Annotated in this window: 19 protein-coding genes, 2 tRNA genes and 1 pseudogene; 4 read left to right on the forward strand and 18 right to left on the reverse strand. The window is 70.7% G+C overall.

Annotated features, from left to right (window positions below; translation table 11 throughout):
* Positions 1-55: 55 nt before the first annotated feature.
* From ABD339_RS12380 to ABD339_RS12405, 6 genes are all read right to left on the reverse strand, one after another.
* Entirely contained in the window at positions 56-787 is a 732-nt protein-coding gene (locus ABD339_RS12380) for a class E sortase (RefSeq protein ID WP_344565631.1), read from the reverse strand.
* Positions 788-1,148: 361 nt separating this feature from the next.
* Positions 1,149-2,660, reverse strand: a complete 1,512-nt coding sequence (locus ABD339_RS12385) for a class E sortase (RefSeq protein ID WP_344565257.1) — start codon at positions 2,658-2,660, stop codon at positions 1,149-1,151.
* Positions 2,657-3,334 carry an aminodeoxychorismate/anthranilate synthase component II gene (locus ABD339_RS12390; protein ID WP_344565258.1) on the reverse strand — a complete coding sequence of 226 codons (678 nt, stop codon included), beginning with the start codon at positions 3,332-3,334 and terminating at the stop codon, positions 2,657-2,659. The genes ABD339_RS12385 and ABD339_RS12390 overlap by 4 nt, the downstream gene beginning before the upstream one ends.
* Positions 3,331-3,555 carry a hypothetical protein gene (locus tag ABD339_RS12395; protein WP_344565259.1) on the reverse strand — a complete coding sequence of 75 codons (225 nt, stop codon included), beginning with the start codon at positions 3,553-3,555 and terminating at the stop codon, positions 3,331-3,333. The genes ABD339_RS12390 and ABD339_RS12395 overlap by 4 nt, the downstream gene beginning before the upstream one ends.
* An 86-nt stretch (positions 3,556-3,641) precedes the next feature.
* Positions 3,642-4,430, reverse strand: coding sequence for a class E sortase (locus tag ABD339_RS12400; RefSeq protein ID WP_344565261.1), 789 nt, complete (start codon positions 4,428-4,430; stop codon positions 3,642-3,644).
* A 67-nt stretch (positions 4,431-4,497) separates the two neighbouring features.
* Positions 4,498-5,235 (reverse strand): DUF881 domain-containing protein, encoded by a 738-nt coding sequence (locus ABD339_RS12405; RefSeq protein ID WP_344565262.1) that lies wholly within the window; start codon positions 5,233-5,235, stop codon positions 4,498-4,500.
* A 102-nt stretch (positions 5,236-5,337) separates the two neighbouring features.
* Between ABD339_RS12405 and crgA the strand changes: the two genes are divergently transcribed.
* A complete protein-coding gene (gene crgA, locus ABD339_RS12410) occupies positions 5,338-5,601 on the forward strand; it encodes a cell division protein CrgA (protein WP_344565264.1) in 264 nt (87 codons plus the stop codon).
* A gap of 267 nt (positions 5,602-5,868) precedes the next feature.
* Here the strand turns inward: crgA and ABD339_RS12415 are convergent, their stop codons facing one another.
* Both ABD339_RS12415 and ABD339_RS12420 read right to left on the reverse strand, forming a co-directional pair.
* Positions 5,869-6,762 (reverse strand): rhomboid family intramembrane serine protease, encoded by an 894-nt coding sequence (locus ABD339_RS12415; RefSeq protein ID WP_344565266.1) that lies wholly within the window; start codon positions 6,760-6,762, stop codon positions 5,869-5,871.
* A gap of 93 nt (positions 6,763-6,855) precedes the next feature.
* Positions 6,856-7,383, reverse strand: a complete 528-nt coding sequence (locus ABD339_RS12420) for a peptidylprolyl isomerase (RefSeq protein WP_344565268.1) — start codon at positions 7,381-7,383, stop codon at positions 6,856-6,858.
* 232 nt (positions 7,384-7,615) lie between these two features.
* Here ABD339_RS12420 and ABD339_RS12425 point away from each other — a divergent pair, with 232 nt between their 5' ends.
* A complete protein-coding gene (locus tag ABD339_RS12425) occupies positions 7,616-8,362 on the forward strand; it encodes a DUF5324 family protein (protein ID WP_344565270.1) in 747 nt (248 codons plus the stop codon).
* Positions 8,363-8,419: 57 nt separating this feature from the next.
* Here ABD339_RS12425 and ABD339_RS12430 read toward each other — a convergent pair whose 3' ends face one another.
* From ABD339_RS12430 to ABD339_RS12440, 4 genes and pseudogenes are all read right to left on the reverse strand, one after another.
* Positions 8,420-9,043: an STAS domain-containing protein gene (locus ABD339_RS12430; RefSeq protein WP_344565272.1), complete on the reverse strand. Its 624-nt coding sequence runs from the start codon at positions 9,041-9,043 to the stop codon at positions 8,420-8,422.
* Between the two features lie 267 nt (positions 9,044-9,310).
* Positions 9,311-9,853 (reverse strand): alpha-isopropylmalate synthase regulatory domain-containing protein, encoded by a 543-nt coding sequence (locus ABD339_RS33765; protein ID WP_425575974.1) that lies wholly within the window; start codon positions 9,851-9,853, stop codon positions 9,311-9,313.
* A gap of 164 nt (positions 9,854-10,017) precedes the next feature.
* Positions 10,018-10,404 (reverse strand): annotated as a pseudogene (locus ABD339_RS12435) (2-isopropylmalate synthase); the annotation flags it as partial.
* Positions 10,405-11,300: 896 nt separating this feature from the next.
* Positions 11,301-11,373 (reverse strand) — tRNA-Ala (locus ABD339_RS12440).
* 129 nt (positions 11,374-11,502) lie between these two features.
* On the opposite strand from ABD339_RS12440, the gene ABD339_RS12445 reads away from it, so the two are divergent.
* Complete coding sequence (locus ABD339_RS12445) at positions 11,503-12,054, forward strand: helix-turn-helix domain-containing protein (protein WP_344565274.1); 552 nt, start codon at positions 11,503-11,505, stop codon at positions 12,052-12,054.
* Between the two features lie 168 nt (positions 12,055-12,222).
* Positions 12,223-13,617, forward strand: a complete 1,395-nt coding sequence (locus ABD339_RS12450; RefSeq protein WP_344565276.1) for a serine/threonine protein kinase — start codon at positions 12,223-12,225, stop codon at positions 13,615-13,617.
* Between the two features lie 60 nt (positions 13,618-13,677).
* Here ABD339_RS12450 and ABD339_RS12455 read toward each other — a convergent pair whose 3' ends face one another.
* From ABD339_RS12455 to gyrA, 6 genes are all read right to left on the reverse strand, one after another.
* The gene (locus ABD339_RS12455; protein ID WP_344565278.1) at positions 13,678-15,336 is read right to left on the reverse strand and encodes a hypothetical protein; all 1,659 of its coding nucleotides are present in this window, start codon (positions 15,334-15,336) and stop codon (positions 13,678-13,680) included.
* Positions 15,333-17,363, reverse strand: coding sequence for a vWA domain-containing protein (locus tag ABD339_RS12460; protein WP_344565280.1), 2,031 nt, complete (start codon positions 17,361-17,363; stop codon positions 15,333-15,335). The genes ABD339_RS12455 and ABD339_RS12460 overlap by 4 nt, the downstream gene beginning before the upstream one ends.
* A gap of 258 nt (positions 17,364-17,621) precedes the next feature.
* Positions 17,622-17,756 (reverse strand): DLW-39 family protein, encoded by a 135-nt coding sequence (locus tag ABD339_RS12465; RefSeq protein ID WP_019356762.1) that lies wholly within the window; start codon positions 17,754-17,756, stop codon positions 17,622-17,624.
* Between the two features lie 1,154 nt (positions 17,757-18,910).
* Positions 18,911-18,987: transfer RNA gene (locus ABD339_RS12470), tRNA-Ile, on the reverse strand.
* A 104-nt stretch (positions 18,988-19,091) separates the two neighbouring features.
* On the reverse strand, positions 19,092-19,757 hold the full coding sequence (locus ABD339_RS12475) for a DUF3566 domain-containing protein (protein ID WP_344565282.1): 666 nt from the start codon (positions 19,755-19,757) through the stop codon (positions 19,092-19,094).
* A gap of 18 nt (positions 19,758-19,775) precedes the next feature.
* Complete coding sequence (gene gyrA / locus ABD339_RS12480) at positions 19,776-22,385, reverse strand: DNA gyrase subunit A (RefSeq protein WP_344565284.1); 2,610 nt, start codon at positions 22,383-22,385, stop codon at positions 19,776-19,778.
* Positions 22,386-22,417: the final 32 nt, after the last annotated feature.

Genomic DNA, 22,417 nt, shown 5'->3' on the forward strand with positions numbered 1-22,417 from the left:
CTGAAGATCCCGTGGCTGAGTGACTGCCCCAGCACGGCCGCAACGCCCGCGAGAACTACCGGAGTTCCGGGGGCGGGGTGCGCTTGTCATCGACGTCCTCGGTGCGCACCAGCTCGCCCCACACCACGTAGCGATAGCGCGAGGTGTAGACCGGGGTGCAGGTCGTCAGTGTGATGTAGCGCCCGCTCTTCTTCTTGCCCGACTCCTTGGGCACCGCGTCCAGCACATCCGTGTTGTACTTCGAGGTCTGCGGCAAGGTGGCATAGATCTTGTAGACGAACCAGGTGTTCTTGGTCTCGAAGACGACGGCGTCGCCCTTGTCCACCTTGTCGATGTTGTGGAACTTCGCGCCGTGCCCGTCACGGTGTGCGGCGAGCGCGAAATTGCCCGACTGGTCCTGCGGGAGCCCGGATTTGACCGGCTTCGTGTAGTACCCCGCGATGCCCTGGTTCAGCTCCTTGGGGTTGGTCCCCTTCTTGACCAGGATGTCCCGCGACGACATCGACGGAACGTGCAGGAAGCCGATGCCGTCCTTCGTGTTCAGATCCCCCGGCCCCCGGCCGGCGGCCCAGTGCTCGCGCATCTGGTCGCTCTGACGCTTGGACTGCCGGTCGGCGAGGACGTTCGTCCACCACAGCGAGTAGACGACGAACAGCGCGAGCACCAGGCCCGCGGTGATCAGCACCTCGCCGAAGATCCCGACGCCGGTGGCGACAGCACCCCGCCCCCGAGGGGACTCCGGCTCCGGCTCCGGCTTCGGCTCCGGCTTCCCGGAGGCAGCGGGTATCGCGCCGCTCCCGCCACTTGGGCCCGCGGAGCCCGCGCCCTGCTCGGAGGCGTCGTTGCCGTCGTCGGGGGCGTCTTCGCTCTTGCCCGCGACGTCATCGCCCTTGCCGGTGGCGCCGTCGTCCGCACCCGCGGCGCCGTCGGCCTTTCCGGACCGACTTCCGCTCTCGGAGATGTCGTTGCCGCTCCCGGGCGCTTCCTCCGGTTTCCCGCCCGGGGTCTCTTCCTCGTCCCCGGCGCCCCGCCGGACCGCCCCCCGGGCGGCCTGCCGCTCGCTCTTCGTCACCCATTCCTCCCAGCCTTCGGCCGGGTGGTACCCCCAACCTCCGCCGCTTTTCTCCTGCCACCCGCCTGCCGGTGGTTCACTCGATGAGCGCGTCCGGCTTCCCCTTGCTGCGGGGGCGCTCGTCGACCATTTTGCCCCAGACGATCAGACGGTATTTCGAGGTGAATTCCGGCGTGCACGTGGTCAGCGTGACGTAGCGGCCCGGCTTCGTGAAGCCGGACTTGGGCGGAACCCGGTCGATCACCCCCGTATCGGACGGCGAGGTGGAGGGCAGCTGACGGGTGACCTTGTACGTGTAGAACTTCGACTGGGTCTCCACCACGACCATGTCGCCGGGCGCCAGCTTGTTGATGTACCGGAACGGCTCGCCGTGGGTGTTGCGGTGGCCCGCGAGGGCGAAGTTGCCCTCTTTTTCCCAGGGCATCGCGGTCTTCAGCGGCTTCTTGTAGTAATGCCCGACCATGCCCTTGTCCAGCACCGCGCTCTTGGAGACGCCCTCGGCGATGGGCGCGGTGACGTCGATCTTCGGTATGTGGATGATGGCGAAGCCCTGGCCCGGTTTGAAGGCGCCCGCCTTGCGCTCGGGATCCATGCCCTTCTTCTTGGGCTTCTTGTCGCCCCACTGCTCCTGGAGGTCGTGAGTGGCCCCGCCCGCCTGCTGGTTCGCCCGTACGTTCGTCCACCACAGCTGGTAGGCGACGAAGAGCAGCATCAGCACGCCGCACGTGATGAAGACCTCACCGATGGCGCGACTCGCGATGATCCCCGGCCCGGGGCGCAGCGCCCGCGCCGCCCTGCGGGCCTCCAGCCGGGTGGGCCCCGGAAGCCGTTCGGGGAGCGCGCGGCCGGGCGGCGCCGGCGGGGCCGCGGCTGTACGGGAGACCGCCCGGCGTGCCAGCTCCGTCTCCCGGGGTCGCCGCAGCCCGACGGTCCCGCGATCCTGCTGCGCCTGCTCCTGGTGTGCCTGCGCCTGCTGTTGGGGCTGGGGCTGCTGTGGGGCCCGCCGCTCGTAGGCCGGTGCTCCGAAGGACGCGGATGCCGGGGCGCCCGGGGCCGTCGCCTCGTGCGAGCCGTACGGCGAGCCCTCGTACGTCGGGCTCTCGTACGCCCGGGTCTCGTACCCGCTTGCCGCGTACGGCGCCGCCGCGTGGGGCTGGGCGGAGCGGGGCTGCGCGGCCTCGTGGGCCCAGAACGGCGCCTCCTGCGCGGCCTCTTGCGCCCAGAACGGTCGGTCGGCATCCGCGTCGGGATCCGGAGCCGGAGCCGGACTCGCACCCGGCACCGGCTCTCCCTGGGCCGTGGAAGCGGCTGCGGCGGCGGAGGCGGGAGGGGGCGCGGAAACGGGCGTGGGCGCGGGAGCGGGCGCTGGGGACGATGCCGGAGCGGGCGCGGCGGGCGCGGGAGCGGACGGGGAGGCAGCCGGGGAGGCGGGCGCGCGCTGGCCCGGCAGGGGGTCGGTCAGCGGGTCGTGGAGCGCGTCAACGGCGGCGCGGTAAGGGTCGTAGTCCGGGTCCTCCTGCCCTCCCCCGGACTCCGTCCGAGGTGCGTCCGCGCCGCGCTCGGCACCGTCCCCGTAGCCGGTGGTCACCCGGCTACCGTCCCCAGACCGGCTCGCGGCGCGCCTGCCTCCAGCCGTGCCGCGCGCTCGACGGCGCCCGTGTCGCCGCACCGCACCAGCCAGTTGGCCAGCATCCGGTGACCCCCTTCGGTCAGCACCGATTCGGGGTGGAACTGGACTCCCTCGACGGGCAGTTCGCGGTGGCGCAGCCCCATCACCAGCTTGCCGCCGTCCACGGAGGCGCCGGCGGGGGCGGTCCAGGCGGTGACCTCCAACTCGTCGGGCACGGTGTCGGGGCGTACGGCCAGCGAGTGGTAGCGCGTCGCGGTGAAAGGGGAGGGCAATCCGGCGAAGACCCCCGCGCCCTCGTGGGAGACCGCGGAGGTCTTGCCGTGCAGCAGTTCGGGGGCGCGCTCGACGACGCCGCCGTAGGCGACGGCCATCGACTGCATGCCCAGGCAGACGCCGAAGACCGGAATGCCGCTCTCCGCGCAGTGCCGCACCATCTCCAGGCACACCCCGGCCTGTTCGGGCGCCCCGGGCCCGGGGGAGAGGAGCACGCCGTCGAAGCCCGCCCCGGCGTGCCCTGGTGCGACCTCGTCGTTGCGCACCACCTCGCACTCGGCGCCGAGCTGGTAGAGGTACTGGACGAGGTTGAAGACGAAACTGTCGTAGTTGTCGACCACCAGCACGCGTGCGCTCATACCGCGCCTCCCGCGCCGGAAAGGGCCGCGCCGCTCGCTCCGGTCGCCCCCGTCGTCCCGGCCGCGCCGTCAACGGTCACGTCGTTGAACGGAAGCATCGGCTCCGCCCAGGGGAAGACGTACTGGAAGAGCAGAAAGACGACTCCGGCGACAAGCACCAGCGAAATCAGTGCGCGCACATACCCGTTGCCCGGCAGATGACGCCAGATCCAGCCGTACATCCCGCGATGCCGTCCTCTCTCTCCTCCCGCGCGCCCCACCGGGCACGCCTGCCGTTCAGGCCCACGGCCCACCCCAGAGTACGGCGTCAGCGGGTGAGCGCGTCCGGCTTCCCTTCAGCAGCCGGCCGGGTCGCGTCCAGGCGGGCCCACGCGATGAGCCGGTGGCTGCTGCCCCACTCTGGATCACAGGTCGTAAGAGTGAGGTAACGGCCGGGTCTGTCGAAGGGGGTCGCGGCCTTGTCGAGCGGCGCGGGAACGGAGTTGAGCACTCCGGTGTCGCCGGGCACCGTGCGGTAGGGCCGCTTGGTGATGGTGTACGTGTACCAGGTGGTGCCGTCGGTGACGACCACGGGATCGCCGGGCCGCAGCCGGGGGAAGTCCTTGAAGGGGTCGCCGTAGGTGCGGCGGTGGCCCGCGACGGCGAAGTTGCCCTTCTGGCCCAGCCGCGCGCTGTGCGTGTAGTGCCCCAGGCCCTTGCGCAGGGTCCGGACCCCGGTGTCCTGGAGTACGGGCTTGGACCAGTCGCGGCCCAGGCGCGGGATGTACATCACGGCGAAGGAGCGGCCGTCCCGGTAGGCGCCGGGTGCCCCGGCCCCCTGCCGGGCGGCGCGGGAGCCCGCCCCGCCCCCGTCCTGGCCGTCCGCGCCGGAGGAGCCCGTTCCGCCTCCCCCGTCCGCCCCGTCGCCGTCTCCCCGGGTGCCGCCTGCCGCGGGGCTGTCGGCCCACTGGTGGTGGAGGCGCTCGATCTCACCGTCGGCGGCGCTGTCGGCGCGCAGTCCCGTCCAGTAGAGGAGGTGGACGACGAACAGCACGATCAGGACGCCGACCGTGATGCACAGTTCGCTGAAGCTTCTTACGACCGTCCGTAACGCCACCGCCGTCACTCACTTCCGACGCTCGCCGACTCGCTCGCCCCGGGGCCTGCCCGCGCTCGCCCCGCGGTCACTCCACGGGCTTGGCCTGCCGGAGATCCACTGTGCCGGAGTATCCGGGAAGAGTCACCGCGTTCTTCTCCTCGACTTTCCAGCCGAGCCCGTAAGCGTCCACGTATTCCAGGTAGTTGCGGATCGCGGGGGCCTTGTCGAGGGCGGTGCGCAGCTTGCCCCGGTCGCCGACGGCGGTGACGGTGTAGGGCGGGGAGTAGACCCGGCCCTGGAGGATCAGGGTGTTGCCGACGCAGCGCACGGCGCTGGTGGAGATCAGCCGCTGGTCCATGACCTTGATGCCCTTGGCTCCGCCCTTCCACAGGGCGTTGACGACGGCCTGGAGGTCCTGCTGGTGGATGACCAGGTCGTTGGGCTCGGGGTCGGGCAGGCCCGGCACCTTGGCGGTCGCGTTGGTCGGTGCGTCGTCGAGGGTGACGGCGAGGCCGTCACCGGAGACCTTCTTGAGGCCCGCGTGCTTCTCCAGCGAACCGAGCCTGCGCTTCTGGGCCGCCGTGCTGCCGTCGTCCCGCTGGGCGAGGGCGTCGATCTGGCGGCGCAGGGCCGCGGCCGAGCTGTCGAGCTGGGCGTTGTCCCGGCTGCGGTCCTGGATGAGGTCCGAGAGGCGCAGCATCGAATCGTCGCTGCGGATGTTCGTCCCTTGCGCTGTGTTGAAGCTGACCCAGAAGATGAGTCCCGCCAGGGCGAAAACCCCGATTGCGGCCAGCCGGGCAGGCCGGATGAGCGATCTCGTCACCGTACCCTTGTCTCCCTCCGCCCTGGGGAAGCACTACGCTAACGGACCACCGCCCCCGTGGGCCGTACGGCGGTCAGCAGCGCATCGACAGGAGAGTCTCTCGTGCCGAAGTCACGGATCCGGAAGAAAGCGGACTTCACGCCCCCGCCGGAGAAGAAGGCCACCAGCATCGATCTCAGGAGCGGTGGTGGCCGCCGTTGGGTGGCACCGCTGATGCTGGCCATGTTCGGCATCGGGCTCGCCTGGATCGTCGTGTTCTATGTCACAGACGGCTCCCTGCCCCTCGATGCTCTGGGCAACTGGAACATCGTGGTGGGCTTCGGCTTCATCGCGACCGGGTTCGTGGTCTCCACTCAATGGAAGTAGCAAGTTATCCACAGGCTGATCCACAGCCTTGGAAAACTCACAAGATCTGTGGATAACTTTCCGGACGTTGACACCGATGTGACCGGGGTTCCGCCGAAGAGAGCCCTGGTCACCCCCGTAATCCCAAGGGAAACGCACGCTTGAGCGATTGCCGGGACGGGCGGACCACTCCATGCACAAGATCCCGTACATGCTGTGGACAACTCACCGGAGAGCCCGCTTCCAGCAGGTCCGGGGCCGCTCTGTCCACCGGTCGGGCGACCGCCGTCAGGTGAGCTGGAGCGTACGCAGCGCCAGAATCAGCACCACGGCCGCCAGCAGCACGGCGAACGCCCCGTACTGCACAAGCTTCCGGTGCTCCCGCGGCGCGTGCACCAGTGCGAAGGCCAGCAGTATGCCCGTGACGAGCCCGCCGATGTGGGCCTCCCAGGCGATGCTCTTCCACGTGAAGGTGAAGACCAGGTTGATCGCCAGCAGGATCAGGATCGGCCGCATGTCGTAGCGCAGCCGGCGCATCAGCACCGCCGTGGCGCCGAAGAGGCCGAAGATCGCACCCGAGGCGCCCAGCGACGCCTGCTGGGGCGCGGCCAGCAGATAGGTGATGGCGCCGCCGCCGAGCCCGGAGAGCAGATACAGCCCCAGGAAGCGCACCCGGCCCAGCGCCTGCTCCAGCGGCGGGCCCAGGAACCACAGCCCGAGCATGTTCATCGCGATGTGCCAGATCTCCTGGTGCAGGAACATCGAGGTGAGCAGGCGGTACCACTGCCCCTCGGCGACGCCCTCCAGGGGGCCGTAGGGCTGGGTGACGGCCTGGCCGAACAGCAGCAGCTGATCCAGCAGCCGGTTGCCGGCCGCGAGCACCGCGAGGAAGACGGCCACATTGATACCCAGCAGCACCTTGGTGACCAGCCGGGGGTCGGATGCCAGGCTGCCGCCCGCTATCGTCCTCGGCTGATTGGCGCCCGGCGCGTGTCCGGTCCCCGAGCCGGTCTTGACGCACTCGGGGCACTGGAAGCCGACGGAGGCCGGGATCATGCAGTCGGTGCACACCGGACGCTCGCAGCGGGCACAGGAAATGCCCGTCTCCCGGCCCGGATGCCGGTAGCAGAACGCGGGCCCCCGCTGCTCCGCCCGGTCCTCGGGCTGTCCGTTCGCTTCCATCGCCCCGTCTCCTCGTACCCTCGTCTCCAGCACACACCGCCCCGCCTGTCCTCGTTCTACGGACAGGCGGGGCGGCGGGGTTCCCAGCTGCGCTCAGCGGCGCTCGATGACGACCGACTCGATCGTGACGTCCTCCAGCGGACGGTCGGTGCGCGGATTGGTCGCGGTGCCGCCGATGGCATCGACGACCTTCTTGCCCGCCTCCGTGGTGACCTCACCGAAGATGGTGTGCTTGCCGGTCAGCCAGGTGGTGGGCGCCAGCGTGATGAAGAACTGGGAGCCGTTGGTACCCGGACCGGCGTTGGCCATGGCCAGCAGGTAGGGCTTGGTGAAGGCGAGGTCCGGGTGGATCTCGTCCTCGAACTCGTATCCGGGACCGCCGGTGCCGTTGCCCAGCGGGTCGCCGCCCTGGGCCATGAAACCGCTGATCACCCGGTGGAAGACGGTGCCGTCGTACAGCTTGGCCGTGGACTTCTCACCGGTCGCGGGGTGGGTCCACTCGCGGGAGCCCTCGGCGAGCTCGACGAAGTTCTTGACCGTCTTCGGCGCGTGGTTGGGGAAGAGCTGTACCTCGATGTCGCCTTGGTTGGTCTTCAGGGTGGCGTAGAGCTGCTCGGCCACGATCTACCTTCCATCTGTCTGCAGGGACTACCCCGATCCTCCCACGGACGCCGAGGAGGGGGTGCGCCCCGTATTGACCCGGATGCCCGCCCGTGGCATGCCGGGTTCAGCACTCCCGTGCATGATCTTCAAAACGGGTGGAAAACGACTTCTGTCATCTGTTCACGAATCTGTTCGCAGAGAGTCCGCAGAGACACGCCCCGAGTCATGAGCCACCGAGGAGGAGGAACCCGTGACCGCCAAGAAAAGCGTGCGCGCCGCCACCGGCACCGCCAAGGAGAGCGTGCGTCACGCCGCGGAGGTGATGGCGCCCCACGCGGGACATGCCAAGGACGCCGCCGCCCGCTACGCACAGGAGGCGGGGGCGCGGCTGGGGCCCAAGGTCTCACTCGCCGCCGAGCAGGCCCGCCACTCGGCGCGCGAGGGCTACGAGCAGTACGTCGGCCCCCGCGTCGCACAGGCCCGTGAGTCGCTGCCGCCCGAGGTCGACAAGGCCGCGGCCCGCGCCGCCGAGCGGGCCCGCAAGGCCGCTCACAGGGCGGCCGACTACGCGGGCCCACGCATCGAGACCGCCGTGACGGACGCACGCGCCGCCGCGGGACCGGCACGGGAGGAGGCCGCCCAGCGGGGCGCCGCCGCCGTCGCGGCACTGCGCGGCCAGGTGACCGTCAAGGAGATCGAGAAGATCACCCGGCGCCGCCGTCGGCGCTCCCGGGCCGGGCGGCTCGTCGTCCGCGCGGGCCTCGTCGGTCTGCTGGCCGGGGGTGCCTACGCGGCGTGGCGCTGGTGGGACCGGCAGGCGAACCCCGACTGGCTCGTCGAGCCCCCGGCCGCCACCGAGGTCGGTGACCGTACTACGCCGCTGACGTCGGTGAACGGCTCGCCCGAGGAGGCCGGAGGGGGCCAGGACGCGAACCTCGACCCCGAGGTCCAGGCCAAGCAGGAGGACGCGGAGACCGAGGAGCGGCGCAAGAAGTAGCGCGCGGGCGGCGGCCCGGCAGGAACGGCAGGCACAAAAAGTGAAGGGGCGGGAGACTCATGTCTCCCGCCCCTCCACAGTGCCCTGGCCCTTGTTTTCCGTGCCCGGACCTTCGGTACCCGGACCATCGGCACCCGGACCATCGGTACCCGGACCTTCCGCGTTCGGCCGGCCCGGATCCGGGCCGTCCCTGTGTGGCCAGCCCGGATCCGGGCCGGCCGCTTTCGTTGCGGCTGTTTCCGACCCTTCGGGATGCTCCGGACCCGCCAGGGCTTCATCGTCCTCCTCCGGTTCCGCGACCGGCGCGAGCAGCGAGGTCAGACCCGTGATCCGCAGCAGCCGCAGCACTCTGGGGTCGGCGCACACCATGGTGAAACTGCCGCCGCCGGCCAGCACACGGGAGCGGACATCGACGAGCATGGCCAGCCCGCTGCAGTCGATGAAGGTGACCGGCCGCAGGTCGGCGACCAGCCGGGGCCTGGGCGAGGCGGTGAGCGTGTACAGCTGCGGCGTCGTCGCCAGCACCACGGCCAGGTCGATCTCGCCGTGCAGTTCCAGCACCGTGCGCCCGCGGGTGAGCCGGGCCAGCACGGCGCCGGCGGGGCCCTCGTCGGGTCCCGCCGATCCGGCCGTAGAGGAGAGTGAACGGCTCTCGTCCGTGTGCGGTGCCATCGATGCCATGACGTATGACCTTGTGACCGTTGGGAGTCCGGAACCAGTGGCCGTTGGGAGTCCGGAAATCGACCCGTCAGCATAGGCAGCGCCCTCCGGGGTGGCGCCGCGCCACCCCTTCAGTGTCACCCGATCGAGTGGAAGTAGTCCGTTTCGCTTGCGAGTTGATCGAAATCCCTCCTCGCGGAGAGCGGCGTATGAGTGGGCTGCGAGTGGGCCGCGAGTGGCCTCCTCACCCCGACCTCGCCCGGCTCCCGAACATTCGTACGCACCCCGTCAGGGCTGCTCCTTGGCCGGGCCGCCGGAGTCGGCCGAGTCGGCGGAGTCAGCCGAGTCGGCGGAGTCGGCGAGACGGGTGCGGTTGACGGCGTTGAGGACGGCGGCGGCCGTGGCGGTGCCGGGGTCGGCGTGGATGCCGACCCCGTAGGCGGTGACCCCGTAGGCGGTGACCCCGTGCGCGGTGAGGTGGGCGTACGCGGCGGTGTCCGCACCGTGGCCGTCCCCGACCGGGTGCCGGCTGAGGTCGTCGAGCTCGGTGGGGTGCCCGCCCCGTTCGAGGGCGGCGAGGACGGCTTCGGCACAGCTCGGGCCCCACCCCCGGTGAGGTGCTCCTCGCGGCTGCCGCCCTGGCCGCCGCGACCGGAGGTGGCGGGCCCCTCGGAGGTGGCGGCCAAGGTCGCGCACACCGCGGTCTCCGCTTCGGCTTCGCCCCGGTGATCGTCTTCGTCGTGCTGGCCGTCTCCGTCCCGCTGGTCGTGGAGTTCCTTCAGCTCCAGCCACGGTGCCGGTTCGAGACAGGTCTCGGCGAAGATCTCCCACACGCGGTGGGCGGTGAGTTCGGCCCCGCTCTCGTCGGTGGCCTTCTGGACCCGGCGGGCGAACTCCACGCTCGGGCCGCGCGGCAGGTCGAGCCCGTGGTGACTCTTGAGGACGTGCGCGACGCCGCCCTTGCCGGACTGGCTGTTGACGCGGATCACGGACTCGTAGGTCCGGCTGATGTCCTTGGGGTCGATGGGCAAGTAGGGCACCCGCCAAGGCAGTTCGGACGGGACCCGGCCGACGCCGCGGGCCCGTTCCTCCAGTGCCTTGAGGCCCTTGCCGATCGCGTCCTGATGGGTGCCGGAGAACGCGGTGTGGACGAGGTCACCGGCGTAGGGGTGGCGGGCGTGCACCGGCAGCTGGTTGCACCGCTCGACCGTGCGGCGGACCGCGTCGATGTCGGAGAAATCGAGTTGGGGATCGACGCCGCGGGTGAACAGGTTCAGGGCCAGGGTGGCCAGGCACACGTTCCCGGTGCGCTCGCCGTTGCCGAACAGCGTGCCCTCGATCCGGTCGGCACCGGACAGCACGGCCAGTTCCGCCGAGGCCACCGCGGTGCCCCGCTCGACTTCCCGGCCCGGTCACCGGCGCCCGGCCGCCCCTTCCCCTGCCCCGGCCCCCTCGGACTTCCCCGCCTCCGCCTCGGACTTCCCCGCCTCCCCCTCTTCCGGCCCTTTCGCTGCCGCGCGGGCATAACGCCAGTGCGGCATCCCCGAGGGCCGCTGGGGGTTCCACCGGGGCTGCCCGCCCGGCTGCTCACGTGACGGCGCACTCCGCTGCCCACTTCGCTGCGCACTCGGCTGCGCACTCAGCGGCTCGCTTCCACCGTTCGAGGTCTTTCCGGTATTGCCAGTCATCTCCCATTCCGTTCCTTTTTCGGCCCCGGCCCGGCTCAGCCGTACCGTGGTTCCGGACGCCGTACCGCGGTTCCGGACGCGGGCGGGACCGTCGGCGCACATCAACGGGCGGACGCATCTCAACGGGCGGGCGCCGGGTCGTCGGGTCGTCAGCGCCGGAATTCCAGCACAGCACTGGGGAGTTGGACGGTCCAGGAATCCGGGTGGCGGGCGCGATGAACGCGTTGAACAGGTGTCCGCTTGTGAATTACGGATGTGTGGTGCACAGCTCGCGGCGGCAGGGATCACCTCCGCGACCTTCGCGGCACCTATGGCGGGAGCGGGGCCGACACGAAGAGTGCTGAACGGTTTCGGTGGCCGGATACGGGCAGCCCGCGGCGAGCAGCCGATCAGGCCGCCCCACGGAGGAGGCGGTCATCCCCCGGCCCGGCAGCGACGGCTCGCACACCTGACGCATACCTGACGCACGGCCGCGCCGACTCGTACCCAGGCGCACGGCCGTGACCGGGCTGAGCGGCCGGAACGCCCGCCAGCGGGCAAGGAAAAAGCCCTCTGATCCACGTCTCCGCAGATCAGAGGGCTTGCTTCGGTGGAGCCAAGGGGAGTCGAACCCCTGACATCTGCCATGCAAAGACAGCGCTCTACCAACTGAGCTATGGCCCCTTCGCGCACCAGGGTACCGGCTCCCCCGGGCTAATTCCGACCGGGTATCGCCCCGCACCTGTCACCCTCCGTAGGATGCACCGCAAGTTCGCGCGAGCGAAGTGACGCAGGGGAGCCCGGGGAGTCGATATGGACGCAGCAGCACAGGAAGCGACCGCGAAAGCGCGAGAACTCCAGAGTCAGTGGTACGGCGAGCCGTTGGGGAGTCTCTTCCGGCGTCTGATCGAGGATCTGGGCCTCAACCAGGCACGGCTTGCCACCGTGCTCGGACTGTCCGCCCCTATGCTTTCGCAGCTCATGAGCGGGCAGCGCGCAAAGATCGGGAATCCGGCCGTCGTCCAGCGGGTGCAGGCCCTCCAGGAGCTGGCCGCCGAGGTGGCGCGGGGCGACATCAGCGCGGGCGACGCGACCGGGCGGATGGACGAGATCCGCCGTACCGCCGGGGGCAGCGTGCTCAACGCCACCTCGCAGACCGCCTCCTCCGGCGCCTCCCAGACCCCCGTCAAGCGCGTGGTGCGCGAGATTCAGGCTCTGCTGCGCTCGGTCTCGGACGCCGCCGACATCATCGAGGCGTCCAACGCCCTCGCCCCCTCCCACCCCGAGCTGGCAGAGTTCCTCCGGGTCTATGGCGCGGGCCGCACCTCCGACGCGGTGAAGCACTACGAAGCACACCAGAGCTGATCACCGGGCTGCCGGAGCGAGGCCCGAACGAGAACCCACGAGCGCGCGAGCGCAAGCACGCACGAGCACGAGCACGAGCACGAGCACGTACAAGCGCAAGCACGCACGGGCACGAGAACCGGAACGAGAACCGGAGCAGAAACCGGAACAGGGGGCAGGCACAGCGCCATGGGAGAGATTTTCGCCGGCCGGTACGAGCTGATCGACCCGATCGGCCGGGGCGGGGTCGGCATGGTCTGGCGTGCCTGGGACCAGCGGCGCCGGCGCTACGTCGCCGCCAAGGTGCTCCTGCAGAGCGACGCGTACACCCTGCTGCGCTTCGTCCGCGAACAGGCCCTCCGCATCGACCATCCGCATGTGCTCGCGCCGGCCAGCTGGGCGGCCGACGACGACAAGGTGCTCTTCACCATGGACCTGGTCAGCGGTGGCTCGCTGGCCCATCTCATCGGTGACTACGGCCCGTTGCCGCCCTCATTCGTGTGCACCTTGCTCGACCAACTGCTCTCGGGGCTGTCCGCCGTGCACGCCGAGGACGTGATCCACCGGGACATCAAACCCGCCAACATCCTGCTGGAGCCCACCGGAACCGGACGCCCGCATCTGCGGCTGTCGGACTTCGGCATCTCCATGCGCAAGGGCGAGCCCCGCCTCACCGAGACCAACTACGTTGTCGGCACCCCGGGTTACTTCGCCCCGGAGCAGATGCTCAACGCCGAGGCCGACTTCCCCTCGGACCTGTACGCGGTCGGCCTGGTCGCGCTCTACCTGCTGACGGGCACGAAGCCGGACTCCCACGCGTTGCTGGAGCAGTACGAGCACGGGGTGCCATCGGCGCCCGAAGGCGTGCCCGAGCCGCTGTGGCAGGTGCTCGGGCAGCTGTTGCAGCCCGATCCGCAGGCCCGGTTCCGTACGGCGACCGGCGCGCGCAAGGCCCTGGCGAGCGCGGCCGAGATGCTCGGCGAGGGGGCGGCGGCGGGGCGAGGGGAGCGGCCGGAGCAGGATGTGGTCGAGGTCTTCGACCATCTCGGGCCGCTGCCCGAGGGGTTCGGCCCGGACGGGCCCGTCGCCGCACGGCAGACCACCGGCTCTTCGGGGCCGGGTGGGGGAGCGGGCACGGGCGGGGGCGCTGGTACGGGGGTTGGTGCGGGGGCCGATGAGCGTGCTGGTGCGGGAGCCGGGACGGAGGTGGCGTCGTCCTCGACGACCGGCAGCTTCCATCTCCCGCCTCCCCGGCAGGTGACGGAGACAGCAGCCCCGGCAGCCCCGGCAGCCCAGATGCCCCCGGCGCCCACTCCAGCCCCGGCAACGGCACCGGCACCGGCCCACTCCGGCTTCCCGGGCCCGTTCCAGCCGTATCCGCCCGCCCCGGCCTCCACAGAGCCGTTCCCGGGGCCCGCCGGGCCGCCCGGGGGACAGGCCGCGGCGCTGGGCGCGCCCGCACCCGCATCCGCGCCCGCACCCGTACGCAGGCCGGGGCCCCCGCTGAAGATCGCCGTGCCCCTGCTGGTGGTCGCGGTGCTGTGCGTGGTGGCCGGAGTGGTGGCGCTCTCCTCGATGTCCTGACGTGGGGAGGGCGTACGGCCAACTGCCGTACGCCCTCCCCCCGATGGCCGTCCGCCGCCGTCAGCCCTGCGGCGGGCGCCCGTACTCTCCGGGGCCGCCGTACTGCTGAGGCGAGTACGGCCGGGTGGACGGCGTGGGCTGGGCGGGCTGAGCGGGCTGGGTGGGCCGCATGGATTCGGTGGGCTGCGGGGACTGGTGGGGTGGCCACGGGCCGGTCGCGGCCAGCGGGCCGGTCGCGGGCGGGGCAGCGGCCGTTGCCGCCCGGCGGCGGGCCAGGAGCGTCCAGGCCGCCAGGACGAGGATGAGCGCGGCCCCGGCGCCGATACCGGTGTAGCCGATCGTGCGCAGCGTGTTGTTGTGCTGGACCTCGGCCGCCGTGAGGCCCTCCGCGGCCATTTCGCGGTCCTCGTCGCTGACCCCGAACCCGGCGGCGACGGCGTCGCCGTCGTACGCGGGCCCCTTCTTCGCCTTGCCCTTGACGGCCACGCGCAAGGTGACGGGCGTGCCCTCCGGGAACGGCTGGGCCATGTCCGTACCGGCGGTCACGGCGATGTAGTACCAGCCCGCGAAGCGGGTGGCGGAAGCGTCGGCAGCGAAGCGGTTCTCGTAGCGCACCGGGTTGGTGTAGCGGTCGAACTTGGCGCCGTCGCCGTCATAGCTTTGGAAATCCTCGTTGTAGAGGGCGCCCCGGGCCGGGTTGTAGAGGTTCATCCGGAAGCCGTTGGCGATGAACCGGCCGCTGGCGCCGTCCGCCGCCTGGGAGTTGGGGATCTCCGTGCGCGCGTACAGCCGCTGGCCCCAGTCCACCGGCACCCGGTAGTAGCGGGTCTCGCCGGGCCGGAGGCGATCCTTCCATACGCCGCTGTCCAGGGCGCGCGCGTCGTTGAAGCCGCTGCCGCCCTTGGCGGACTCCGCCGTTCCGGAGGGTGGGGCGGGGCGCGCGTTGTTGTCGTCGGTCTCGTCCTCGGTCCCCGGAACGGGGGCGGGGATACTGCCCTTGAGGCCCGGCTCCCGCTTGAGCGACAGCTCCACCGGCCAGGATCCGGTGCTGGCACCGCCCGCTTTGCGCTCCAGACGGACGAGGTAGGGGCCCTTCTCCCGGCAGCTCTCGGCAGCCTGGTCACCGATGAGCCGGCTGGCCTGCACCGTGATCGGGTAGGCGGTGTCGCCACTGCCGCTGACGTCCGAACTGCCGCAGGAGTCGCCGTTGGTGCTCTGGAGCGTCAGCGTGAGCCCGTCCCGGAAGGTGACCTTGGTGCCCGGTGCCGGTATCGCGGTCGCGGTGACGTGCGCGGAGGACTTCGCGTCCAGGTTGACGGCGTAATACTTCTCCTGGCCCGCCCCGATCCGGTCACGGAAGAGACCGGGCTCGATCTGCGGCGCGTCGGCACTGCTGGAGGTGCCCGCCGTCTTCTTGGCGTCCGCGGAGATCTCGTACGGCTTCGGCTTGGCCAGCGCGGCGGCCTCGGGAGCCGGGGAGAGCACGGCGAGCGCGCCCAGCACGGTGACGACGGCTCCGGACCGGCCGACTCCGGTACGGCGGGCTCCGGTACGGCGGGCTCCCGTAGGGGCGACCCCGGCGCGGCGGACCCCGGCGCGGCTGGAGTGTTCCCGATGCCCTCGCTCCCCGTACGTCTCGTTCCGGCACGGCTCGTCCCCGTACTGCTCCCGCTCGTGCCGCCGTTCGCTTTCGCGCCCGCGCCGCGTGTGCCGACTCACCACGTCCCACCCCTCATCCCGTTCGTGCCCCGGACCCTGCCACGCCGTCGCAGGCCGTACCAGATGCCTCCGGCGCTCAGCAGGACGGCGACGGCGCCACCGCCCGCCAGCAGCGCCGGATGCGGCCCCGAGCCGTCCTGACCGGCAGCCGCGCCGTCCGCCGTACCACGCTCGTCGGCCTCGCTTCCCCCGGCGCCGGCACGCCCCGCCGCGGCGAGCGGCGCATCGTGCCCGGGCCCCGTCCGCGCCCTGCCCTTGACGCCGACGCGCAGGACGACACGTACCGCAGCGTTGTCCGCGATCCGAGCGGCACCGGCACCCAGTGTGACCGCCAGGTAGTAGGTGCCGTCGCGCCGTACGGGCTGGACGGAACCGCTGGATTCCGCACGGTTGTTCCAGGAGACCGGCACCGTACCCTGCGAGACCTTCACCGGTTCACCCCGGTAGAGCCTGCGCGGGGTGAACTCCGCGCTGTCCTTGAGCGGCAGGCGGCCCGGCGCGAAGGCCGTCGTCCACACGTACGAGGACGGGATGGCGCCCCCGTTCCGCTTGGGCTCGTTGGCGAACTCCACGTCATAGCGCAGCTGCTGGTGCCAGCCGATCGGCACCCGGTACCAGCGGGTCTGCGCGGGCAGCAAGGTGTCGCGCCACACGCCGGTACCGAGCTTCTTCGCGTCGTTGAAGCCGGTGCCGCCCCGGATGTCCTCCGGGGCACCGGCCGGCAGCGCGGCGTCCTCGCCCGCGGCGCCGTAGGAGGTCTCGGCGCGGGCCGGGGTGGTGTCCGAGGGGAGCGGCTGCTCCGCGCCGAGCCGCAGTTCGACGGGCCAGCGGGCCCGGTCGGCGCCGTCGCCGGACTCCCGCTCCAGTGCGAAGGTGAACCGCCCCGCCTTGTCGCAGCCGCCCGAACGGCCGCCCGAACGGCCCTCTCGGGGGATCCGGCTGACGGCGGTGGTGACCGGAACGGCACCCTCGTCCTGCCGGAAGGAGGCGCGGTCGCTCCCGCACACGCTGCCGTCGGCAGCGCGCATCGTCAGCCGCAGCCCGTCCAGGCGGCCGATCCGGGAGCCGGGGGCCGGCACCCCGGTGGCCGCGAGATCGACGGCGGAGTCGCCGTCCAACTGGGCCGCGTACCAGCGCGATTCACCGGCTCCGATGGTGTCCAGATACTGCCCGGGGGGCCCGGGGGCCTTCAGCGCGGGCGCGTCGCCGGAGGAGGAGGTTCCGGTCACCCGCGTGCCCTTGAGCCGGTAGCCCTCGGCCGACAGCCGCCCGGCGCGCTCCAGTTCGCGCGCCAGGTCCTCGGCCTCGGGTGCGTCGTAGTACGTGCCGTGGCCCGCCTCGGCGACGCACCGCAGCTGCTTGCGGGCCGCGCCTCTCACCTGGAAGCCGATGGCGTCGATCCGCAGGCCGATGCCGTCCTCGGCCAGGCTCTTGGCCACGTCGCAGGGCTCGGGCGCCCCGCAGTTGTCCTCGCCGTCGGAGATCAGCACGATCGTGCGGCGGCCGGGCGCGCCGCGCGACGGCTCGGGCAGGTCGGCCGCCGCCTTTTCGAGCGAGTATCCGATGGGGGTGTCGCCCTTGGGCTCGGCACCGGCGACAGCCTTCTTGATGCCGGCCCGGTCCAGCGGTTCGACGGGCTGCGCGAGCCGGGTGTCGGTGCAGCTCTTGGCCTTGTCGGCGCCATAGACCCGCAGCCCGGTGGGGAACTCGTCGGGCAGGCTCTCGACGAGGGTGCCGACGGCCTGACGCGCCGAGGCGATACGGGACGTGCCCGAACCGTCCTCCTCCGCCATGGACCCGGAGGAGTCCAGCACCATCTCCAGCGCGCCGCCGCGGTTCGCCGCCGCCGCGCTCTTCCCGGAGGCAACGGCCACCCGGCTCGCCGCTTCCGTTCCCGTGGCCGTTCCGGTCCGCGCGGTGTGCGGCGCCGCCACCGCGGGCGGACCGGCGAGCGGACCGGCGAAGGCGGCCAGCGCCACGCCTCCCGCCAACACCCCCGCCAGGCAGCCTCGTCGTAGTGATCGCATGTCCTTGTTCCCCCTTGGGCCGATGGCCTCAGCAACTGCGCGAGCAGGCGTTGCACACGCACGGTATTACTTTGCGCAAGCAATCATCAAGAGGGGAAGCTGTCACGGTACAGCAACGGGCGGCACGGTGGAGGAGGGCACGAGGGACGGCAGAAGCCCGTCGTACCAGGCGGAACGAGGCGGAAGACTACCGGGGAACAGACGAAGGCCCCGACCGCTCCGGGCGGTCAGGGCCTCACGTTCGCTGTTCGCTGAGCTTCACACACCCGAACCCGCGGGCACGGAGTCGGTCGCCTCCGTCCACAGATCCTGCTCGGCGCGGTCCGCCTGGATCTGGCGGTACACGAGGAGGCCGCCGATGGCGGCCAATGCGACCAGGAAAAGCTTCTTCACCGCGCTACCTCGTCCTTCTTAGACATTGGGACCTCTATGGGGCCCGATGATACCCAACGGCCCCTGTCAACAGCCGGGGCGGCCCGAACACGCCCGAACGCGCCGAAATCACCCCCGCGAACCGCCCCGGCGCCCCGACCTCCCCGGCCGCCGCCGCGAGAGCCCGCGATCTCCGATCTCCGCACACACGGCGGACGGTACGAGAACCCCGAGCAAGCGGCTTACTCACCGAGAAGGCCCTTTTTGCGCACCTTGGGACGGAGAACTGGAGCCGGAGCCCGGCTGATGGGTACGCGCCGTATGCCAACTGTTCTGGCTGCTTTGGCTGCTCCAAGCGCTGCTCGGATAGCTCGAAACCGGGCCGGAAGTGGCGCTGGAATAACCAGGGGGCTGGTTCTTGCCGGCCGATCCGCCGAGGGGATTTCCCTGTTCTGAGGCAGGAGTGGACGGCCCAGGGCTCCCATGAGGGCTTGCGGTGAACCCCCTTCCCAAGATGCCGTGTGTGGTGGAAAAGGACGGCTGAGCCGAATGCGGGGAGTTCCCGGCGGTCTGGGTACGGAATGGGAGATACCGGGGGGCTGGGCCCTCGATATCGGACAGCTGGCGCGGCGGCGGGAGCGGGGCAGGCGGCGCGGGGGCAGCGCTGGGCTGGGGATGGCCGGCCCCGTAAGATTCCCTGCTCTGGTAAGGGGGGAGCTGTTCCCCAAGGCCGAGTTGCGCCTGTGCCCCGTCGTCGGCGGAATTCCGTGCGACGGGGTCCCGTTGAGCGGGGTGGGCTTGGGTGGGCGGGGCGGCGAGGTCCGGGAGATGAACGTCCTCGGTATAAACGGCTTGACTGTAGTCGCTGTAGGGGTTTGCCGGCGGTACGAATTGCTGTGACTCCCTGCGTACGAAGTCACCGTTGCTACCCCTGCTCCCCGGCTCTGATGTCATGCTGACCCCTCCTTGGCGTATACCTCGGGACACACGTTGCGCTTCCTGTGCATACGGGTCGGCGCGGAAGAGGGTTCATGAGACGTCGGTCTCCCAAGGACCACCACCGCCCGGGTGATCAAGGCCGCCTGCCCGCGTAACGGGACTTCGCTTCGAAGGGGACACACTGACAGCCCCGCACACGCCGAAGGCCCCGGCTTCAAAAGCCGGGGCCTCCGTGCTGGTGCGGCTACCAGGACTTGAACCTGGGGCCTCTTCCTTATCAGGGAAGCGCTCTAACCGTCTGAGCTATAGCCGCGCGCTGCACGGAAAGATTAGCGCACTTCAGGCCGTGCCCCAAATCGGTTCCGTGCGGGCCTCCACCGGCCCGGAGGCGCGGTCAGCGGGGGGCCGCGGGCCCGGTCACTCGTCCTCCGCCAGCGTCAGCTCGACGCCGCCGACGAAGCCGGCCGACAGGTTGTAGATGAAGGAGCCGAGCGTGGCCAGCGCCGTCGCGAGGACGACGTTGATGACCGCGATCAGGGAGGTGAACAGCAGCACCCGCGGCAGCGAGAGGAACGACTCCAGGTCGAAGCCGCCGCTGCCCTCCGCGCTGGTCGCCTCGCTGACCGTGCCGCCGAGGGTGGAGAAGACGCCCATCGCGTCCATGACCATCCACAGCACGGAGACTGCCACCACCGTGCACACGCCAAGTGCCACCGCCAGCAGGAAGCTGACCTTCATCACCGACCACGGGTCGGCCTTCGCCACCCGCAGCCGCGCCTTGCGGGTGCGCGGGATCGTCCGCGCGCCCGTACGCGGCTTGCGAACCGCGTCCTTCCCTGATCCCTCGCCGCTCCCGCCACCACCGGGTCCAGCGGATCCACCGGACCCGCTGGGCTCCTCGGATCCGGACCCGCCGGACCGGGGCCCGCGGGTCCCGGTCCGGGCCCCGCCGCCGGTCTCCGGCTTCGGGGCCGGGTACGCCTGCGGCGGCCGGTGCGGCTGCTGCTCGGGCTGAGGCTGGGATGGTGGGGACGGTGGCTGCGCCTTCCGCTTCGCCTGCGGCTGAGGCTTGGCACCACTCACGCCCTGCTCCTAGTCGTCCTAGTCGTCGTGGTCGGGGGTCTGCGGTTCCCCGTCATCGACGGAGTCCACCGCGGCCTCCACTTCCTCGGCCTCACGACCGGCCTCGGCGTTACGAGCGACACCGACAACCGCGTCCTTCTTGCCCAGGTTGATCAGTTGGACGCCCATGGTGTCACGGCCCGTCTCCCTGACCTCGTTGACCCGCGTACGGATCACACCGCCGCCGAGCGTGATGGCGAGAATCTCATCCGTCTCCTCCACCACGAGCGCGCCGACCAGTGACCCCCGGTCCTCCACGATCTTCGCGGCCTTGATACCGAGTCCGCCACGGCCCTGGACGCGGTACTCGTCCATGTTCGTCCGCTTCGCGTAACCGCCATCGGTGGCCGTGAACAAGAACGTACCCGCCCGCACGACATTCATCGAGAGCAGTTCGTCCTCGGAGCGGAAACTCATGCCCTTCACACCCGAGGTGGCCCGGCCCATCGGGCGCAGCGCCTCGTCGGTCGCGGTGAAGCGGATCGACTGCGCCTTCTTGCTCACCAGGAGCAGATCGTCCTCGCCCGAGACCAGTTCGGCGCCGATCAGTTCGTCGTCGCGGCCGTCGTCCATCTCGCGCAGGTTGATCGCGATGACGCCGCCCGAGCGCGGGGAGTCGTAGTCCTTCAGCGGGGTCTTCTTGACCAGTCCGGACTTGGTGGCCAGCACCAGGTACGGGGCCGCCTCGTAGTCGCGGATCGCCAGGATCTCGGCGATCTCCTCGTCCGGCTGGAAGGCCAGCAGGTTGGCCACGTGCTGGCCGCGCGCGTCCCGGCCCGCGTCCGGCAGTTCGTACGCCTTGGCCCGGTAGACGCGGCCCTTGTTGGTGAAGAAGAGCAGCCAGTGGTGGGTGGTGGAGACGAAGAAGTGATCGACGATGTCGTCCTCCTTCAGTTTCGTCCCGCGCACCCCCTTCCCGCCACGCTTTTGGGCCCGGTAGTCGTCGGTCTTGGTGCGCTTGACGTAGCCGCCACGCGTGATGGTGACGACGATGTCCTCCTCGGCGATCAGGTCCTCCATGGACATGTCGCCCTCGAAGGGGATCAGCTTGGAGCGCCGGTCGTCGCCGAACTTCTCGACGATGTTGCCCAGTTCCTCGCCGATGATCTCCCGCTGCCGCTGCGGGGAGGCCAGGATCGCGTTGTACTCGTCGATCTTGCGCTGGAGTTCGTCGTGCTCGGCGGTGATCTTCTGCCGCTCCAGTGCCGCCAGGCGGCGCAGCTGCATCTCCAGGATCGCGTTCGCCTGGATCTCGTCGATCGTCAGCAGCCCCATCAGGCCCTCGCGGGCCTCCTCGACGGTCTGGCTGCGCCGGATCAGTGCGATGACCTCGTCGATCGCGTCCAGCGCCTTGAGCAGGCCGCGCAGGATGTGGGCGCGCTCCTCGGCCTTGCGCAGCCGGTAGCGGGTGCGGCGCACGATGACGTCGATCTGGTGGGCGACCCAGTGCCGGATGAAGGCGTCGAGCGACAGGGTGCGCGGCACGCCCTCGACCAGGGCCAGCATGTTGGCGCCGAAGTTGGTCTGGAGGTCGGTGTGCTTGTAGAGGTTGTTGAGGACGACCTTGGCGACCGCGTCCCGCTTCAGAACGATCACCAGGCGCTGTCCGGTGCGCGAGGAGGTCTCGTCGCGCACGTCGGCGATCCCGCCGACGCGGCCGTCCTTGACCAGGTCGGCGATCTTCAGCGCGAGGTTGTCCGGGTTGACCTGGTAGGGCAGCTCGGTGACCACCAGGCACTGGCGGCCCTGGATCTCCTCGACCTCGACGACCGCGCGCATCGTGATCGAGCCGCGCCCGGTGCGGTACGCCTCCTCGATGCCCTTGCGGCCCACCACCAGCGCGCCGCTGGGGAAGTCGGGGCCCTTGATCCGCTCGATGAGCGCGTCCAGCAGCTCCTCGTTCGAAGCCTCGGGGTGGTCCAGATACCACTGGGCACCGGCGGCGACCTCGCGCAGGTTGTGCGGGGGGATGTTGGTCGCCATGCCGACCGCGATGCCCGCCGAGCCGTTGATCAGCAGGTTCGGGAAGCGGGCCGGCAGGACCGTCGGCTCCTGGTTGCGGCCGTCGTAGTTGTCCTGGAAATCGACGGTGTCCTCGTCGATGTCCCGGAGCATCTCCATCGAGAGCGGGTCCATCTTGCACTCGGTGTACCGCATGGCCGCGGCCGGGTCGTTGCCCGGGGAGCCGAAGTTGCCGTTGCTGTCCACCAGCGGCATCCGCATCGACCAGTGCTGGGCCAGCCGCACCAGCGCGTCGTAGATCGAGGAGTCGCCGTGCGGGTGGTAGGTGCCCATGACGTCGCCGACGACGCGGGCGCACTTGTAGAAGCCCTTCTCGGGGCGGTAGCCGCCGTCGTACATCGCGTACAGCACCCGGCGGTGCACCGGCTTGAGGCCGTCGCGGATGTCGGGCAGCGCACGGCTCACGATCACGCTCATCGCGTAGTCGAGATACGAGCGCTGCATCTCCGTCTCAAGGCTCACCGGCTCCACGCGCGCGCCGGCTTCGGTGTCCACCAGCGCGCTGTCGGGCGCCGGGGCGTTCTCGGGCGTGGGCCCGTCAGGTGTGGTGGGGGTCTCGTCGGCCATGGCTAAAGATCAAGTCCTTCTGTGTGTGCGGC

The sequence above is a fragment of the Streptomyces axinellae genome (assembly GCF_039532135.1).
In the GTDB taxonomy this organism is placed as follows: Bacteria; Actinomycetota; Actinomycetes; order Streptomycetales; family Streptomycetaceae; genus Streptomyces; species Streptomyces axinellae.

Excerpts from the sequence above, each read along its gene's own strand:
- ABD339_RS12390 (WP_344565258.1), bottom strand. The coding sequence starts at position 3,334 with ATGAGCGCACGCGTGCTGGTGGTCGACAACTACGACAGTTTCGTCTTC.
- ABD339_RS12395 (WP_344565259.1), bottom strand. The coding sequence starts at position 3,555 with ATGTACGGCTGGATCTGGCGTCATCTGCCGGGCAACGGGTATGTGCGC.
- ABD339_RS12415 (WP_344565266.1), bottom strand. The coding sequence starts at position 6,762 with ATGGAAGCGAACGGACAGCCCGAGGACCGGGCGGAGCAGCGGGGGCCC.
- ABD339_RS12430 (WP_344565272.1), bottom strand. The coding sequence starts at position 9,043 with ATGGCATCGATGGCACCGCACACGGACGAGAGCCGTTCACTCTCCTCT.
- ABD339_RS12445 (WP_344565274.1), top strand. The coding sequence starts at position 11,503 with ATGGACGCAGCAGCACAGGAAGCGACCGCGAAAGCGCGAGAACTCCAG.
- ABD339_RS12450 (WP_344565276.1), top strand. The coding sequence starts at position 12,223 with ATGGGAGAGATTTTCGCCGGCCGGTACGAGCTGATCGACCCGATCGGC.
- ABD339_RS12460 (WP_344565280.1), bottom strand. The coding sequence starts at position 17,363 with ATGCGATCACTACGACGAGGCTGCCTGGCGGGGGTGTTGGCGGGAGGC.
- gyrA (WP_344565284.1), bottom strand. The coding sequence starts at position 22,385 with ATGGCCGACGAGACCCCCACCACACCTGACGGGCCCACGCCCGAGAAC.